Raw genomic sequence first — 17,242 nt, forward strand, 5'->3', positions numbered from 1 at the left:
CAACCTCAGAACTCGTGCCGGTACTGCCGCAACCGAACCCGGCCGTCGTCCGCCAGAACCCCTTCGGCGCGAAGCCTTTCCAACTGCCGCGTCGCGAGATGCGGCGCCGGTCGGCCCGATGCGGAGATCACCCGGTGCCAGGGCAGATCCGAGGAATCCGTCCGCATGATCCAGCCGACGATCCGCGGGCTGGAAAGCTCTGCGGCGTCGGCGATGTCGCCGTAGGTCGACACCCGGCCGGACGGAATCGAGGCGACGAGGTCCCGGACCTTCTCCACCTGTTCGTCGGTGACTTTCGCCATGATCAGGAAACCATGATCAGACCAGGTGCCGCCGGATCACGTCGGCGGTTTCGGCGGGCATGGCGTGCGGCACCATGTGGTCGCAGTCGAACTCGGTCAACACGAAATCGGCGCCCAGGCGCGCCTGCAAACCGGACACCAGTTCGCCGGTGACGTAGGCCGGATGGGTGCGCTTGGCGAGGACCAACGTCGTCGGTGTGCCCTGCTGTGGCAACACAATCGGGCGGGCCAGCTCACTCCAGTACGACATCATGGCCGGCAGGCTGATCCGCCAGCCGACGCGCCCACCCGGCAGTGCGACGAGGTGTTCGTCCAGATCGCGCTCGAGTTCGCCGGGGTACTTCGTGGAGACCTCACCCCACGATCCGTTCACCTTCTCGGCGTGGGCCTCCTGCCGGTCGGGGTAGTCGGGGGAGCCGAGCATGGCGTCGGCGATCTCGCTCATCCAGCTGCCGTCCAGCCCGGTCGCCGGGTCCAGCAGCACCAGGCCCGATACGAGATTCGGGTGAGCGGCAGCGAGATTGAGCGCTATCGCGCCGCCGAACGAATGCGCCACCACGACCACCGGCCCGTCGGCTTCGTCGTGAAGCAGGGCCGCCAGGGCCGCGACGTTCTCGTCGATGTTCCACGGCGCCGCCCACGACGAATGACCATGTCCCAGAAGGTCGGGGGCCAGCACGGCATATTCGGGCAGATGCTCGTCCGCCAGTGTCTGCCAGCGCTTTCCGTGGCCGGTCAGGCCGTGCAGGGCCAGGATCTGTGCCGGCCGTGCCGGTCCGTAGCGGTACACCTGCAAGCTCACCCCGTTGATGCTGCCAGACGCGGACCGTCCCGTCGCCGGACCCCGCCGGTCGCCTCGGACTTGTCGTACCCCCGTGATTGCATTCCAGTCATGGCCGCCCCGCACTCCGCACTCACCGCGCCCGGCTCGGTTAATGCCCTGACCGAGCCCGGGCAGCGTGGTGTCGTGCGGGTGCTGGGCGGCCCCGGAACCGGGAAGACCGAGCTGCTGATCCGCACGGCGGCAACGCATATCGCGGCTGGAACCGATCCGGAGTCGGTGCTGCTGCTCACGGGTTCGGCACGGCTGTGCAGCCGCGTCCGCGGGGCCATCACCTCGGCGCTGCTCGGCGATACCGGCCAGGTCACCCGCGAGCCCCTGGTGCGCACCCTGCACTCCTACGCTTTCGCGGTGCTGCGGCAGGCGGCCCAGCGTGCTGGTGACCCGCCGCCGCGGCTGATCACCAGCGCCGAGCAGGACGGCATCATCCGCGAACTCCTGGCCGGTGACCTCGAGGACGGCGACGACGCGAGCGTGGACTGGCCGCTGCACCTGCGGCCGGCATTGGGCACCGCCGGATTCGCGACCGAATTGCGCGACCTGCTGGCACGTTGCACCGAACGGGGCGTCGACCCGGCCGATCTGCGCCGGATCGGCCGCAAGGCCGGCCATCCGGAGTGGGTGGCCGCCGCCCGGTTCGCGCAGGTCTACGAGCAGGTGATGCTGCTGCGCAGCGCCGTCGGCATGGCGGCCCCGCAGGCGACGGTCCCGGCGCTGGGTGCGGCCGAGTTGGTCGGCGCCGCGCTCGAGGCCTTCGCCGTCGACCCCGCGCTGCTGGACGCCGAACGTTCCCGCATCAAGCTGTTGCTCGTCGACGATGCGCAGCATCTGGACCCGCAGGCCGCGTTGTTGGTGCGGGTGCTGGCCGCGGGTGCGCAGCTGACGGTCATCGCCGGTGACCCGAGCCAGACGGTGTTCGGCTACCGCGGTGCCGAGCCGACGCTGCTGTACGGCCCCGAGGACCAGCCGCAGGTGGTGCTGACCGAGTCCTACCGGTGCTCGCCCGCGGTGGCCGGCGCGGTCGCGGCCATCGCGCGGCGGCTGCCCGGCGTGGACGCCTCCCGGGCCCTGATACCGGCGACGACGGACGAGCTCGGCTCGCTGGCGGTGCGCGTCGCGGGTTCGCCGCACGCCGAGTCCGCACTCATCGCCGACGCACTGCGCCGCGCGCACCTGGTCGACGGCGTGCCGTGGTCGCAGATGGCCGTCATCGTACGGTCGGTGCCGCGCGCCGGGACAGCGCTGGCCCGGGCGCTGAGCGCCGCCGGAGTGCCGGTGCAGCAGCAGGCCGGCATCGCGCCGCCGGCCCAGCATCCGGCGGTGGGCGCGCTGCTCACGGTGCTGGACTGTGTCGCCGACCAGCTGACCGGCGAGCGGGCCCTGACCCTGCTCACCGGTCCCATCGGCCGGGTCGACCCGGTGTCGCTGCGCCAGTTGCGGCGCGCGCTGCGCCGGGCCGACGACAGCGGCCGCGAGTTCGGTGCGCTGCTCGTCGAGGCGCTGACCGGCGGCGGCGAACAGCCCTTGCCCGACCAGCTGGCCCGCCCGGTGCGCCGCGTCCGCGCGGTCCTCGACGCGGCCCGCCGGTCGGCGACAGCGGGCCAGGATCCACGGTTCGTGCTGTGGCAGGCCTGGCACGCCAGCGGGTTGTCGCGCCGGTGGCAGGCCGCGGCCGGGCGTCCGGGTGCGGCCGGGGTGGCGGCCAATGCCGATCTGGATGCCGTCACCGCGCTGTTCGACACCGCCGATCAGTACGTGGCCCGTACCGCGGCCGCATCCCTCGCCGGCCTGATCGACCACGTCCGCGCCTTGTCTTGGTCGGGGTCGGCCCCCGAACGCGCCGAGGCCGACGAGGTGGCGGTGCTCAGTGCACATGCCGCGCTCGGGCGGGAATGGGATTTCGTGGTCATCGCGGGACTTCAGGAAGGGTTGTGGCCCAACACCGCTCCGCGCGGAGGTGTGCTCGGGACCCAGCAGCTGCTCGACATCGTCGACGGTGTGGGTGACGTCCGCGGCATGTCGGCCACGGCGCCGCTGCTGGCCGAGGAACGGCGGCTGCTGGTCGCCGCGTTGGGACGGGCCCGCCACCGGGTGCTGGTGACGGCCGTCGACAGCGACAACGGCGACGAGGCGCTGCTGCCGTCGACCTTCTTCGAGGAGCTGGCGGCCCTGGCCGGCGGTACCGACCCCGACGCCGACGAGTCGCCGGTCCACGCGCCCGCGGTGTTGTCACCGGCGGCTCTGGTCGGCCGGTTGCGGTCGGTGGTGTGCGCCCCCGACGGCGCGGTCGAGGAAACCGATCGGCTTTGTGCGGCAGCGCAATTGGCGCGGCTGGCGCAAGTGGGCGTGCCGGGCGCCGACCCGGCGCAGTGGTACGCCAGCACGGAGCTGTCCACTGCCGAGCCGCTGTGGTCGGGCGACGACCACGTCGTCACGGTGTCGCCGTCGACGGTGCAGACCCTGACTGACTGCCCGCTGCGCTGGATGCTGGAGCGCCACGGCGGCAGCGACGGCCGCGACCTGCGGTCGGCGCTGGGCTCCCTGGTGCACGCCCTGGTCGCCGATTCCGGTCGCAGCGAGGCCCAGCTGCGGGGTGACCTCGAAAAAGTCTGGCAGCAACTGCCTTTCGACTCGAACTGGTATGCCGACAACGAGCTGGAGCGGTACCGCGCCATGCTGGCGACGTTCACGACGTGGCGGCAGGAGAGCCGCGGCGAGCTCACCGAGGTCGGCACCGAACTCGAGGTCGCCGGCACCATCGCCGATTCGCCGGACGGCCCGCAGGTACAGGTGAAGGGACGCATCGACCGGCTGGAACGTGACCGCGACGGCCGCCTGGTCGTGGTCGACGTCAAGACCGGCAAGAGTCCGGCCACCAAGGCCGACGCCCAGCAGCACGCCCAGCTCGCGCTGTATCAGCTGGCCATCGCCGAAGGCGTTGTGCCGCATGGTGATCAGCCCGGTGGCGGCCGGCTGGTGTATCCGGCCAAACCCGCCAAGAGCGGCGCCACCGAACGTGAGCAGGATCCGATGGGGGAGTCGGCGCAAGCGCAGTGGCGGCAGCGGGTCACCGATGCCGCCGCGGCGACGGCCGGACCGCATTTCGTCGCGCGCGCCGGTTCCGGGTGTGCGACGTGCCCGGTGCGGGCCATGTGCCCGGCACAGGGTACGAAGGGGGCATGCCCGTGACCTACAGCCCCGCCGACCTCGCCGAGGCGCTCGGGCTGTTCACCCCGACCGATGAGCAGGCCGCGGTCATCGCCGCACCGCCCGGACCGCTGGTGGTGATCGCCGGTGCCGGCGCCGGGAAGACCGAGACCATGGCCGCCCGCGTGGTGTGGCTGGTGGCCAACGGCTACGCCACCCCGTCACAGGTCCTCGGCCTGACCTTCACCCGCAAGGCCGCCGGGCAGTTGTTGCGCCGCGTGCGCACCCGGCTGGCCCGCTTGGCGGGTTCGGGTCTGCTGCCCGGTGTCTCGCTCGCCGACGAGCACGCCACCGTCAGCACCTATCACGCCTTCGCGGGTACCTTGCTGCGCGAGTACGGGCTGCTGCTGCCCATCGAGCCCGCCACCCGGCTGGTCACCGAAACCGAGATGTGGCAGTTGGCTTTTCGCGTGGTGTCCGACTTCCCGGGCCGCCTGGACACCGACAAGTCGCCGGCCGCCATCACCCAGATGGTGCTGCGCCTGGCGGGCCAACTGTCCGAGCATCTCGTCGACACCGACGCCGTACGCGACACCCATCACGAGCTCGAACGGCTCATCCACACCCTTCCGGCGGGACCCGGCCAGCGCGGTGGACCAACCCAGTGGCTGCTGAATCTGCTGGCCACCCAGACCGAGCGGGCCGAACTCGTGCCGCTGATCGATGCGGTGCACCAGCGGATGCGCGATGCACAGGTGATGGACTTCGGCACCCAGATGTCCGCCGCGGCCCGTCTGGCCGAGCAGTTTCCACAGGTCGGTGCGCAACTGCGGGAGCGGTACCGCGTGGTCCTGCTCGACGAGTACCAGGACACCGGACACGCCCAGCGGGTCGCGCTCTCGTCGTTGTTCGGCGGTGGCGTCGACGACGCCCTGGCACTGACAGCGGTGGGTGACCCCATCCAGTCGATCTACGGCTGGCGCGGCGCGTCGGCCACGAACCTGCCCCGGTTCACCACCGACTTCCGGCTGTCGGACGGCTCACCGGCCCCGACCCTGGAACTGCGGACCAGTTGGCGCAACCCGCCGCGCGCGCTCAGGCTGGCCAACGAGGTCTCCGCCGAGGCCCGGCGCCGCAGCGTCAGCGTGCGCGAACTGCTGCCGCGGCCGGGCGCCGAGCCGGGAACCATCCAGTGCGCCTTGCTGGATGATGTTGTCGCCGAACGCGATTGGGTGGCCGACCACCTGGCCCGCCGGTACCACGGTGCCGTGGCCGCAGGGGAGCCGGTGCCGACGGCCGCGGTCCTGGTGCGCCGCAACGCCGACGCCGCGCCGATCGCCGAGGCGCTGACCGCCCGCGGCGTGCCGGTCGAGGTGGTCGGTCTGGCCGGGCTGCTGGCCATTCCCGAGGTCGCCGACGTGGTCGCGATGCTGCGCCTCGTGGCCGAGCCGACCGCCGGCGTCGCCGCGATGCGGGTGCTCACCAGCCCGCGATGGCGGTTCGGCGCCGCGGATCTGGCCGCACTCTGGCGCCGCGCCGCCGAACTCGACGTGCCCGACGCCGCGCGGACGTCCGGGTCGCCCGCCGAGCAGGCCGTCGCACAGGTCGCCCCCGACGCCGACCACGCCTGCCTGGCCGACGCGATCAGCGATCCCGGCCCGGCCGACCGCTACTCACCCGAAGGGCATCGCCGGCTGCTGGCCCTGGCCGCCGAACTGAGCCAGCTGCGCGCACACCTGCATCAGCCGCTCCCGGATCTCGTCGCCGAGGTGCGTCGAGTCCTCGGGATCGACGCCGAAACCCGCGCGGCCAGTGGCGTTTCCGAGGGTTGGCGCGGCACCGAGCATCTCGATGCCTTCGCCGATGTGGTCGCGGGATACGCCGCGCGGCCGGCCGGTGACGCCGAGACGTCCGCGCCCATCGCCGGATTGCTGGCGTATCTGACGGCGGCCGCCGAGGTGGAGAACGGGCTGGCCCCGGCGCAGGTGACGGTGGCCTCGGACCGGGTACAGATCCTGACGGTGCACGCGGCCAAGGGACTGGAATGGCAGATCGTCGCGGTTCCGCACCTGGTGGCCCGGGTGTTCCCGTCCACCGCGTCGCAGCGCACCTGGCTGACCGATGCGGGGGACCTGCCGCCGTTGCTGCGCGGCGACCGCGCCGAGCTGTCCGAACATGGGGTGCCGGTGCTCGACACCTCTGACGTCTACGACCGGAAGATGTTGGCGGACAAGATCGCCGCGCACAAAGACCTGCTCGCGCAGCGGCGCACCGATGAGGAACGCCGCCTGCTCTACGTGGCCCTCACTCGCGCCGAGGACACGCTGCTGCTGTCCGGGTACCACTGGGGGACGACGGCCGCGAAACCCGCGGGGCCCTCCGACTTCCTCATCGAGATGCGCGACATCATCGACCGGGCAGCGCAGGAGGGCGACCCCTGCGGCGAGATCGAACAGTGGGCGCCCGCACCCGCCGAGAATGCCGTCAACCCGTTGCGGGACAACGTCGTCGAATGCTCATGGCCCGTCGACCCGGCGGGCTCCCGTCGCGGTGACGTCGACCGGGGTGCGGCCCTGGTGGCTGCCGCGCTCACCGCAGAAGCCGAGGAGCACGACGACCGGCACGGTTGGGCCGCCGACGTGGACGCGCTGCTGGCCGAGCGGGAACGGGCACAGGAGCGCGGTCCGCTCGAGCTGCCGCCGCAGTTGTCGGTGAGCACATTGGTCGACCTGGGTAGTGACCGGTCCGGCGCACTGCAGCGGCTGCAGCGACGGCTGCCCGCCCGGCCCGACCCGCAGGCGCTGCTGGGCACTGCGTTCCACGACTGGGTGCAGCGGTACTTCTCCGCCGAGCGGCTGTTCGACCTCGACGATCTGCCCGGTGCGGTCGACGCCGAGCTGGGGCAGGCCGTCGCCGAGGAGCTGGCAGACCTGCAGGCCGCGTTCGCCCTCTCGGAGTGGGCGGTCCGCACCCCGACCGACATCGAGGTGCCGTTCGACATGGTGATCGGCGACCGGGTGATCCGCGGCCGTATCGACGCGGTGTTCGCCGACGCCGACGGTGGTTACACCGTGCTGGACTGGAAGACCGGAGATCCGCCGTCGACCCAGGAAACCCTGCGCAACAAGGCCATTCAGCTCGCGGTGTACCGCCTGGCCTGGTCGTCCATCCAGGGGGTGCCCGTCGATTCGGTGCGGGCGGTCTTCCACTACGTGCGCGCCGGGCAGACGGTGGCACCCACCGACCTGCCCGGCGCCGACGAGCTGGCGGGCCTAGTTCGTCTGGGGTGAGTTGCGGTAGACCTTGAGCGCCTGGGTCACCATCGGCACCTGCAACGGCAGCCGGGCCAGTGCCACGATGCGGGCCGGCCAGCCCTTGGGCCACCACAGCCGGACCATGTTGACGTTCGCCGGGAACACGCTGAGGAAAAGTGCGACAGCGGCCAGCGCGCCCAGTTTCCGGGTACGCGGCAGCAGGAGCGCGGCGCCGGTCGCGACCTCGGCGACGCCGGACGCATAGGTGTAGAACCGGGCCGTGCCGGGCAGTTCCTCCGGGACGATGCCGTCGAAAGGCTTGGGCGCGGCGAAATGCAGGGCGCCCATGCCGACGAGCAGCGCGCCCATCCGGTACGCGGGAGCCTGGCTGGCGGTGGTGTTGTCAGTGCTGTTGGCGGCGGTCATGGTTACATAGTGCTGTGCCGAGCCGTCTTGTGGTGAGTCTCCGCCAGATAATGGAGTCGCATGGCTCGCGTTAGGTTGTCGCGGCGCATGGCCGCGATGGAACAGAACCTCACGAGCCGCCAGAACGCGGATCTGGTTGACGTGCTGCAGATTCCGGAAGCGTTCGTCAGTCCGATCCGCCGAATCGTGCGCCGGGTCATCTACGCGCTGCTGGTACTCGCCGCCGCGGTGCTCGTCGTGTACCTCGATCGCGACGGCTACCGCGACGCCCAGGAGAACGAGATGTCGCTCCTGGACTGCATCTACTACGCGACGGTGTCGCTGTCGACCACCGGGTATGGCGACATCACGCCGCTCACCCCGAGCGCGCGCCTGGTGAACGTCCTGGTGATCACGCCCATGCGGATCGCGTTCCTGATCGTGCTCATCGGTACGACCGTCGAGACGCTGACCACGCAGTCTCGTCAAGCCTTGAAGATTCAGCGATGGAGGAGCACCGTGCGCAACCACACCATCGTCGTCGGTTATGGGACCAAGGGCCGCACCGCGGTTCAGGCCATGGTCGGTGACGAGGTCGCACCCGGAGACATCGTCGTCGTCGACGAGAACCCGGCGGCACTGGACCGGGCGCGCGCCGCGGGCCTGGTCACCGTGGTCGGCGACGCCACCAAGTCGGAGGTGCTGCGCCTGGCCGGGGCCCAGCACGCCAAGTCGATCGTGGTCGCGACAGACAAGGACGCCACCGCCGTCCTGGTCACGCTGACCGCCCGCGAGGTGGCACCCAAGGCCAAGATCGTCGCTTCGGCCCGGGAGGCCGAGAACCAGCACCTGCTGCGGCAGTCCGGTGCCGACTCGACGGTCGTGTCCTCGGAGACCGCCGGCCGGCTGCTGGGCATCGCGACCCAGACCCCGAGCGTCGTCGAGATGGTCGAGGACCTGCTCACCCCGGACGCCGGCTTCGCGATCTCCGAGCGCGAGGTCGAGGTCAAGGAACTCGGCGGCTCGCCCCGGCACCTGGCCGACATCGTGCTCGGGGTGGTCCGGGACGGACAGCTGCTGCGGGTCGACGCCCCTGAGGTCGACGCCCTGGCGGCCGGGGACCGGCTGCTCTACATCCGCAACGCCGAAGTCGAACGGTAACCGCCGCAATGAGCGATTTCACCCTGCGTAATGTCCCGCTGCTGTCCCGGGTCGGTGCCGACCGGGCAGACACGCTGCGCACCGACGTCGACGCCGCGATCGCCGGCTGGAAGGACGCGTTGCTGTTGCGCGTCGACCGCCGCAACCAGGTGCTGATCTCTGGCGGCCAGGTGGTGCTCGGTCGCGCGGCGGAACTCGGGGACAAGCCCGACGAGCACGCGGTGTTCCTGGGCCGGATGCCCGACGGCCGGCACGTGTGGGGCGTCCGCGCCGCATTAGAAGACCCAGTGGACCCGTCGGACAGTCCCGTCGAGGTCCTCGACCTGCGCCGCGCCGGAACCATCTTCGACGACATCAGCGCCCAGCTCGTCTCGACGGCGACGGCACTGCTGAACTGGCATGACAGCGCCCGCTTCAGCGCCATCGACGGCGCGCCGACCAAGCCGGTCAAAGGCGGCTGGGCGCGGGTCAACAGCATCGGCGGCCACGAGGAATTCCCGCGCATCGACCCGGCGATCATCTGCCTGGTGCACGACGGGCACGACCGCGCGGTGCTGGCCCGGCAGACGAACTGGCCCGAGCGGCTGTTCTCCCTGCTGGCCGGGTTCGTCGAAGCCGGCGAGTCGTTCGAGTCCTGCGTGGTCCGCGAGATCGCCGAGGAGATCGGGCTGACCGTCACCGACGTCAAGTACCTGGGCAGTCAGCCCTGGCCGTTCCCGCGCTCACTGATGGTCGGTTTCCACGCCATCGGCGATCCCGAGCAACCGTTCTCGTTCAACGACGGCGAGATCGCCGAGGCCGACTGGTTCACCCGCGCCGAGGTGCGCGAGGCCCTCGAGCACGGCGACTGGAACAGCACTGCCGATACCCGGCTGCTGCTGCCCGGCTCGATCTCGATCGCCCGGGAGATCATCGAATCCTGGGCAGCCCAGTGATTTGTGCACGAAAATCCGCGCCCAGCGCGGAAAATCGTGCACAAATCGCTAAGCCAGCTTGGCTTTGACGTCCTTGATGCTGGGGTTGGTCAGCGTCGAGCCGTCGGCGAACTTCACCGTCGGAACCACGTGGTTGCCGTTGTTGACCGAACCGACGAACTCGGCGGCCGCCGGGTCCTGCTCGATGTCGATCTCGGTGTAGGAGATGCCTTCGGCCTTCAGCGCGGTCTTGAGCCGCTTGCAGTAGCCGCACCAGGTCGTGCTGTACATGATGAGTGCACTCATAACGCGACTCAACGTATCCGATGCCCGCAGAATGCCAACTGCCGGTGCCTACTGCGTCACATGGTCGGCTCGCCACGGTGTCATATAGTCGGCTCGCCGACGTGTCACACCAGCCTGCCATGATGGGGACCATGCCAGCCGAGGCCCCGCCGTCCACGCTCCTCGAGGACCTCGACGACGAACAGCGTGAGGCCGTCCTCGCGCCCCGCGGCCCGGTATGTGTGCTGGCCGGCGCCGGTACGGGCAAGACCCGCACCATCACCCGACGCATCGCGTATCTCGTCGCCGCCGGCCACGTTGCGCCGAGTCAGGTGCTGGCCGTGACGTTCACCCAGCGTGCCGCGGGCGAGATGCGCGGCCGGCTCCGCAGCCTGGAAAACGAGATCGAGGGAGCACAAGGCACCGGCGCCGTCCAGGCCATGACGTTCCACGCCGCGGCGCTGCGGCAACTGCGGTACTTCTGGCCGCGGGTGGTCGGCGACACCGGCTGGGAGCTGCTCGACAGCAAGTTCGCTGTGGTCGCGCAGGCGGCCAATCGGGCGGGCATCCAGGCCAGTACCGATGACGTGCGTGACCTGGCCGGTGAGATCGAATGGGCCAAGTCGTCGCTGATCAGTCCCGAGCTGTATCCGGAGCAGGTCGCCAAGATCGAGCGGGACATCCCGTTCGACGCCGCCAAGGTCGCCGCGGTGTACGCCGGGTACGAGGGTCTCAAGGCCCGTCGCGACGGATCGGCGCTGCTGGACTTCGACGATCTGCTGTTGCACACCGCCGCCGCCATCGAGAACGACGCCGCCGTCGCCGGCGAGTTCCGCGACCGTTACCGCTGTTTCGTCGTCGACGAGTATCAGGACGTCACCCCGCTGCAGCAGCGCGTGCTCAACGCCTGGGTGGGAGAGCGCGACGACCTGACCGTGGTCGGTGACGCCAACCAGACCATCTACTCGTTCACCGGCGCCACCCCGCAGTACCTCCTGGATTTCTCCAGAAGGTTCCCCGATGCGGCGCTGATCCGGCTGGAGCGCGACTATCGCAGTACGCCACAGGTGGTGTCGCTGGCCAATCAGGTGATCTCGGCGGCGTCCGGCCGGATGGCGGCCAGCCGGTTGCAGCTCATCGGTCAGCGTGATCCCGGTCCCAAGCCGGTGTTCCGGGAGCATCCCGACGAGGTCGCCGAGGCCAACGCGGTCGCCGCCGCCATCAAAAAGCTCATCCAATCCGGTACGGCCCCTTCGGAAATCGCGGTGCTGTACCGCATCAACGCGCAGTCCGAGGTGTATGAGGAAGCGCTCACCGCGGCCGGCGTGGCGTTCCAGGTGCGCGGTGGCGAGGGCTTCTTCAGCCGCCAGGAGATTCGGCAGGCGTTGTTGGCGCTGCAGCGCGCCGCCGGCCACCAGGGTGACGTCGCCGGTGTCGAGCTGCCGCAGCTGGTCCGGGATCTGCTCGAACCGCTGGGTCTGACGGCCGAGCCGCCGGCGGGTACCAAAGCCCGGGAACGCTGGGATGCGTTGTTGGCCTTGGTCGAACTGGTCGAGCAGGAAGTCGCGGTACGTCCCAACCTGGACCTGCAGGGGCTGCTCGTCGAGTTGCGCCAGCGTGCCGATTCGCGGCACCCACCGGTCGTGCAGGGGGTGACGCTCGCGTCGCTGCACGCGGCCAAGGGTCTCGAGTGGGATGCGGTGTTCCTGGTCGGCCTCGTCGACGGCACGCTGCCCATCTCGCACGCGCTGTCACACGGCGCGGACAGCGAACCCGTCGAGGAGGAGCGTCGCCTCTTCTACGTCGGAATCACCAGGGCCAGAGTGCATTTGACCATCTCGTGGGCACTGGCCCGGGCCGCCGGCGGACGGCAGAGTCGCAAGCCCTCGCGGTTCCTCAACGGGCTGACACCGCAGAGCCGCCGCGAACCCCAACAGCCGCAACGTAAACGGGGTCCGGCGCCGCGCTGCCGCGTCTGCAACGCGGCGTTGACATCGTCGACCGCGATCTTGTTGCGGCGCTGCGAATCGTGCCCGTCGAACCTCGACGAGGAGCTGCTCGGTCGGCTCAAGGAGTGGCGCCTGCGTACCGCGCAGGAGATGAAGGTGCCCGCCTACGTGGTGTTCACCGACAACACGTTGATCGCCATTGCCGAGGCGCTGCCGGCCGACAATGCCGCGCTCGTGGCCATTCCTGGGATCGGTGCGCGCAAGCTGGAGCAATACGGCCCGGATGTGCTGGCTTTGGTGAACGGCTCCCGTTAGCGCACCTAAATTGCGCCAAACATGACGCAAATTGCGCCAAAACCGCTGGTCAAAAAATCGCTTGCCTGATTTTGGTGGTAACGTCTAGCCTCGAAGCCGCAACGAAATCCCGCGAATTCGCACTCTGTGAATCCGCTGTCGACCGCTGAGGAGGTGGCCCCGATGATCAGTTTTGATGCGTCCCGAGGCGCTGTCCTCGCTGTGTCTGGATCCCGTGCGCCGTTGACCGCTGCCGCCTATGAGGCGGTATCGCGCGTCGGCGCCGGTTGGCATCACATCGTTGACGTCCCCGTCGTTCCCGCTGCCGCTGCAGCCGCCGCTATGCCGGCGGCACGTCTCGCGACGGCCGGACATGTCGCCGACATCCCGCAGCTCAAGCGCAACGCCAAGACCTTCGCGTCCGTGAAGCGGGGCACTACTTAGGTAGCGCCCACATCAGCCACCTGGCCACGGACCCGAAACCACCGGATCCGTGGCCAATGTTTTTGGGGCACAACCTCAAAACCACCACCTGGTCACCGATCCATCAGACAGATGAGACGCAAGATGACCAGGAAGAAGGTGATGAGGACATGACTAGCCAGACTTGCCGACAAAGGCTGGCGGTGCCATGTCATATCGGCGACCCCGATATGTGGTTCGCTGACAACCCCACTCAGCTGGAACAGGCCAAGGCGCTGTGCGCCGACTGCCCGATCCGGCGCCAGTGCCTCAGCGAGGCGCTGGAACGTGAAGAGCCGTGGGGTGTTTGGGGTGGGGAGATCCTCGAGCGCGGCGCCGTCATCGCACGCAAGCGTCCGCGCGGTCGTCCGCGTAAGGACGTCGTCGCGGCCTGACCCCGCGGCCAAACCTCGGGGGGCACCAACCGCGAGCGGCCGTGTTTGTACACCGACACACCGTGTTCGGTGTGCATTACGCGGCCGCTCGCAGGCGCCGAGCGGCCGCGTAATGCTCGCTGGCGCTACGGTGTGAAGCCCGGAACCAGTTCTGTGGCAATGGCTTTCACGGGGACGTGGGCGTCCAGCTGACAGCAGATCGCGACGGTCGACGCGATCACGCGCAGCGGGATGACCAGGTTCGGCGGCATGTCGAGCTGACGGGCCATCTTGATCTGGTTCACGCCGTTGTCCAGCTGGCCGGCAGCCATTTTCATGATCCAGCGTCGCGTGTAGTGGAAGACCTCGGTCTGGACCGGCTCGACGTACTGCCGCAGCATGTTGTCGACCTCGAAGATCGGGACCTCTTCGCTCGGCTGGATGAACCCGGCATCCTCCATCACCGGCAGCAGTTTTTCGTAGTTCTTGTCCCGCGCCAGGCTGATCATCTCGCCGATCGCCGTCGGCAGCCCACCGGGCAACGGCGCCACCGCACCGAAGTCGATGACGCCCATGCGGCCGTCGGGCAGCAGCATGAAGTTCCCGGGGTGGGTGTCCCCGTGCATGATCTCCAGGCGCGCCGGCGCGTCGAATGTCAGCTCCGACAGCCGGGTCCCCATCAGGTCGCGCTGCTCGACGGTGCCCTCGCGGATGATGACCGACATCGGGATGCCGTCCATCCACTCGGCGATGACGACCTTCGGGGCGCTCGCCACGATCGCCGGCACCTTGAAGTGCGGGTGCCCGGCGTAGGCCTTGGCGAAGGCACGCTGGTTGTCGGCTTCCAGCCGGTAGTCCAGTTCCATCTCGGTGCGGTCGATCAGTTCGTCGACGACACCCTGGACATCGGCGCCGGGCGCCAGCTGCTTGAAGACGCCGACCAGACGCTGGATGGTCTTCAGGTCGGCCCGCAGCGCTTCGTCGGCACCCGGGTACTGGATCTTGACCGCGACTTCACGGCCGTCGGACCAGACGGCCTTGTGGACCTGCCCGATGCTGGCTGACGCCACCGGGGTGTCGTCGAAGGACTGGAAGCGGTCGCGCCACTTGGTACCCAGCTGCGCATCGAGCACGCGGTGCACCTTGGCCGCAGGCAGGGGCGGGGCTTCGCGCTGCAACTTGGTCAGCGCCTCGCGGTACGGCTTGCCGTACTGCTCGGGAATGGCGGCCTCCATCACCGACAGGGCCTGCCCGACCTTCATCGCGCCGCCCTTGAGCTCGCCCAGTACGGTGAACAGCTGGTTGGCCGCCTTGTCCATCAGTTCGGCGGTCACCTCGTCCTTGGACTTGCCCGCCAGGCGCTTGCCGAAGCCGAGCGCCGCCCGTCCCGCCATGCCGCCGGCCAGACCGGCGAGCTTCGCGTTGCGTGCCACACTGCCCCGTTTGATATCAGCCACGTTCACATCATCCATGACGTTGCTGAGTGCACGGCAGCGACATGGCAACGTGCGTTGTCACGAAAGCCGATCGCACCAGTCGCACAGCGGATGACGGGACCATCGGCGCACCACGGTGGTTCGGGTGCCGATGTCGAATTCGAGGGTGGCGTCGAGCGTCGGCGGTGGTTCCGCGCGGCCCCCGCCGCCGCGGATCGCGTCGATCACCTGGTCCACCTGGTTGAGCGCCACCGCCGCGGTGGCGAGCACCGTCGCGCGGTCGCCGCTGCCGACGGTGCCCTCCAATTGGGCGGCCAGCACCGGCCACGACGCGTCGCGGTCACTGCGGTGGAGGTCGGCGCAATTGAGGCAACTCGTCGCGCCGGGCAGGACGAGGGGGCCGATCAACCCGGTGCCGTCCCGGATCCGCACCGGCAGGTGCGGCACGCCGGCCCGGTGCAGGTCGCGCACCAGGCGGCGGTCGGCGACCAGGAAGTCGGACAGCACCACCAGATCGGCGGCGTCGCGGGTGACGGCCACGTGGCCGAATCGGCTGGTGCGCACCCGGGTTCCGGAACAGCTCAAGGCGCCCGCCAACAGGTCCGACAGGGGACCGCTGCCGTGGATGCGTACCGAAACCGGTCGCCGGCCGGCATCCGGCACCGTCTGCAACAGCCCTGCCGAGCTCAGGGCGCCGACCAGCCCGGCCCAGCCGTCGACGTCTGTCAGTCCGGCCGCCAGCGCGAGCGACCGGCTGCTCTCGGGATCGACGCCGCTCTGCATGCCGCGCAGCAGCTCCGCCAGGGCACCGACCGACAATCCGTCCGGTGGCCGGATGCCGATGGCGCGGCGCGGGTCCCAGCCGACCTGCACGGTTCCGTCGGGCCGTTGCAGCACCGGCAGGGCCGGGTTCAGGGTCTGACGGTCCGCGATCATGGCCCAACTGTGCCAACGGCACGCCGATTCGGCGAATCAGTTATCCACAGGCAGGTTCAGCCCTCGGCTTGGTCGTCTCCGGAGTCCCGCTTCAGGTCCTTCTCCAGATCGGCGAGCGCCTGGTCGAGGTCGGTGGTGTCGCCGCCGAGCGCCCGGTCGATGAAGGCCGCCGGCTCGTCCAGATCGGCTGCGCCGGGCAGCAGGTCGGGGTGCTGCCAGACGGCGTCGCGCTTGTCGGCGCCGACGGCGTCGGTCAGCTTCTCCCACAGCGTCGCGGCCTCGCGCATCTTGCGCGGCCGCAGTTCCAGGCCGACGAGGGTCGCGAAGGTCTGCTCGGCCGGCCCGCCGGTGGCGCGACGACGGCGCAGCGTCTCGCTCAGTGCCGACGTGCCGGGCAGCCGGTCGCCGAGTGCGGCGGTGACGACGGTCTGCACCCAGCCCTCGATGAGCGCCAGCAGCGTCTCCAGCCGTTCGAGCGCCGCGGCCTGCTCGGGGGTGGCCTTGGGCTCGAACATGCCCTGGCTCAGCAGCTTCTCCATGGCGCCGGGATCGCCCATGAGCGAGGCTGGGTCCAGGCCGGAGGCCATCTCCTCGAAACCGCTCATGTCGATCTTCATGCCCTTGGCGAAGGCTTCGACGGCGTTGAGCAGCTGGCTGGCCAGCCACGGCACGTGGCTGAACAGCCGGTGGTGGGCGGCCTCACGTGCGGCGAGGAACGTCAGCACCTCGCTGCGCGGCTGTTCGAGGCCCTCGCCGAACGCCTCGACGGCCTCCGGCATCAGCGCGGCGACGCCCGACGGTCCCAGCGGCAGGCCGATGTCGGTGGAGGTCAGCACCTCTTTGGACAGCGTCCCGAGGGCCTGACCCAGTTGCGAGCCGAACGCCATGCCGCCCATCTGCGACATCATCGCCATCAGTGGGCCGGCCATGGCCTTGGCCTCCTCGGGCAGCGCCGATACCCACACGGTCGACAACTGCTCGGCGACCGGGTCGCACAGTCGCTTCCAGGTGTTCAGCGTGTTGTCGAGCCAGTCGCTGGGCGTCCACGCGACAGCGCGGGTGGTGCCGGCCGGCAGGGGAGTGACGCCATCGAGCCAGGTCTCGGCGAGTCGCACGGCGTCGGAGATGGCTGTCGCGGTCTGCTCGGGGACCGGCTTGACGAAGCCGATCGAGTTGGACGCCAGCTTGCGGGCCAGGTCGTAGTTGACCGGGCCGGCCTGCGGGTTGTTCATCGACGCGCCCGCGCCGCTGAACATCGCGCCGAGCTGCGTGAAAATCTGGCCCAGGTCGGGCATGCCGGCGCCGCCGGGGCCGCCGAACGCGTTGCCGAACCCGAACGGGTCCGACGAGCCACCGGAAGAGCCTGGTCCAGGCTCTTTCTTGGATTTGTCGCGGTCGGGGTCTTCGCCGCTGGAGAAGCCGAAAGGCAGGTCAGCCATACCGTCAACGGTACTGCCAGCCCGGGCCGCGGGTGGCTTCGCG

Annotated in this window: 14 protein-coding genes; 7 read left to right on the top strand and 7 right to left on the bottom strand. The window is 69.8% G+C overall.

Translation table 11 applies throughout. The annotated features are described in order from the left end of the window. Positions 1-5: 5 nt before the first annotated feature. Both G6N46_RS27310 and G6N46_RS27315 read right to left on the bottom strand, forming a co-directional pair. The gene (locus tag G6N46_RS27310; RefSeq protein ID WP_138250033.1) at positions 6-302 is read right to left on the bottom strand and encodes an MGMT family protein; all 297 of its coding nucleotides are present in this window, start codon (positions 300-302) and stop codon (positions 6-8) included. Positions 303-318: 16 nt separating this feature from the next. Next, positions 319-1,104, bottom strand: a complete 786-nt coding sequence (locus G6N46_RS27315) for an alpha/beta fold hydrolase (protein ID WP_138250032.1) — start codon at positions 1,102-1,104, stop codon at positions 319-321. Positions 1,105-1,194: 90 nt separating this feature from the next. Between G6N46_RS27315 and G6N46_RS27320 the strand changes: the two genes are divergently transcribed. Continuing rightward, the gene (locus G6N46_RS27320) at positions 1,195-4,332 is read left to right on the top strand and encodes an ATP-dependent helicase (RefSeq protein WP_138250031.1); all 3,138 of its coding nucleotides are present in this window, start codon (positions 1,195-1,197) and stop codon (positions 4,330-4,332) included. Beyond that, positions 4,323-7,580, top strand: a complete 3,258-nt coding sequence (locus G6N46_RS27325) for an ATP-dependent helicase (protein WP_138250030.1) — start codon at positions 4,323-4,325, stop codon at positions 7,578-7,580. Before G6N46_RS27320 ends, G6N46_RS27325 begins: the two co-directional genes overlap by 10 nt. Here G6N46_RS27325 and G6N46_RS27330 read toward each other — a convergent pair. Further along, positions 7,563-7,970, bottom strand: a complete 408-nt coding sequence (locus tag G6N46_RS27330; RefSeq protein ID WP_138250029.1) for a DoxX family protein — start codon at positions 7,968-7,970, stop codon at positions 7,563-7,565. The two genes, G6N46_RS27325 and G6N46_RS27330, sit on opposite strands and share 18 nt — an antisense overlap. Before the next feature lie 60 nt (positions 7,971-8,030). Between G6N46_RS27330 and G6N46_RS27335 the strand changes: the two genes are divergently transcribed. Beyond that, positions 8,031-9,110, top strand: coding sequence for a potassium channel family protein (locus G6N46_RS27335; protein WP_138250028.1), 1,080 nt, complete (start codon positions 8,031-8,033; stop codon positions 9,108-9,110). A gap of 8 nt (positions 9,111-9,118) precedes the next feature. Then, a complete protein-coding gene (nudC, locus tag G6N46_RS27340; protein ID WP_138250027.1) occupies positions 9,119-10,045 on the top strand; it encodes an NAD(+) diphosphatase in 927 nt (308 codons plus the stop codon). Positions 10,046-10,093: 48 nt separating this feature from the next. Here nudC and mrx1 read toward each other — a convergent pair whose 3' ends face one another. Continuing rightward, entirely contained in the window at positions 10,094-10,330 is a 237-nt protein-coding gene (gene mrx1, locus G6N46_RS27345; RefSeq protein WP_138250026.1) for a mycoredoxin Mrx1, read from the bottom strand. Positions 10,331-10,452: 122 nt separating this feature from the next. Between mrx1 and G6N46_RS27350 the strand changes: the two genes are divergently transcribed. The 3 genes from G6N46_RS27350 to G6N46_RS27360 all read left to right on the top strand — a co-directional run bounded on the left by G6N46_RS27350 (position 10,453) and on the right by G6N46_RS27360 (position 13,409). Beyond that, positions 10,453-12,573: an ATP-dependent DNA helicase UvrD2 gene (locus tag G6N46_RS27350; protein WP_163693054.1), complete on the top strand. Its 2,121-nt coding sequence runs from the start codon at positions 10,453-10,455 to the stop codon at positions 12,571-12,573. 201 nt (positions 12,574-12,774) lie between these two features. Continuing rightward, on the top strand, positions 12,775-12,996 hold the full coding sequence (locus tag G6N46_RS27355) for a hypothetical protein (protein WP_138250024.1): 222 nt from the start codon (positions 12,775-12,777) through the stop codon (positions 12,994-12,996). Between the two features lie 149 nt (positions 12,997-13,145). Continuing rightward, positions 13,146-13,409: a WhiB family transcriptional regulator gene (locus G6N46_RS27360; protein WP_138250023.1), complete on the top strand. Its 264-nt coding sequence runs from the start codon at positions 13,146-13,148 to the stop codon at positions 13,407-13,409. 125 nt (positions 13,410-13,534) lie between these two features. Here G6N46_RS27360 and G6N46_RS27365 read toward each other — a convergent pair whose 3' ends face one another. The 3 genes from G6N46_RS27365 to G6N46_RS27375 are packed head-to-tail and all read right to left on the bottom strand — an operon-like array spanning position 13,535 to position 17,199. Beyond that, on the bottom strand, positions 13,535-14,860 hold the full coding sequence (locus G6N46_RS27365) for a macrolide-binding ATPase MABP-1 (protein ID WP_163693057.1): 1,326 nt from the start codon (positions 14,858-14,860) through the stop codon (positions 13,535-13,537). Positions 14,861-14,902: 42 nt separating this feature from the next. Beyond that, positions 14,903-15,760 (bottom strand): TOMM precursor leader peptide-binding protein, encoded by an 858-nt coding sequence (locus tag G6N46_RS27370; protein WP_135355315.1) that lies wholly within the window; start codon positions 15,758-15,760, stop codon positions 14,903-14,905. Between the two features lie 56 nt (positions 15,761-15,816). After that, positions 15,817-17,199 (bottom strand): zinc-dependent metalloprotease, encoded by a 1,383-nt coding sequence (locus tag G6N46_RS27375; protein ID WP_138250021.1) that lies wholly within the window; start codon positions 17,197-17,199, stop codon positions 15,817-15,819. Positions 17,200-17,242 lie beyond the last annotated feature (43 nt).

The organism is Mycolicibacterium phocaicum (assembly GCF_010731115.1).
GTDB lineage: Bacteria > Actinomycetota > Actinomycetes > Mycobacteriales > Mycobacteriaceae > Mycobacterium > Mycobacterium phocaicum.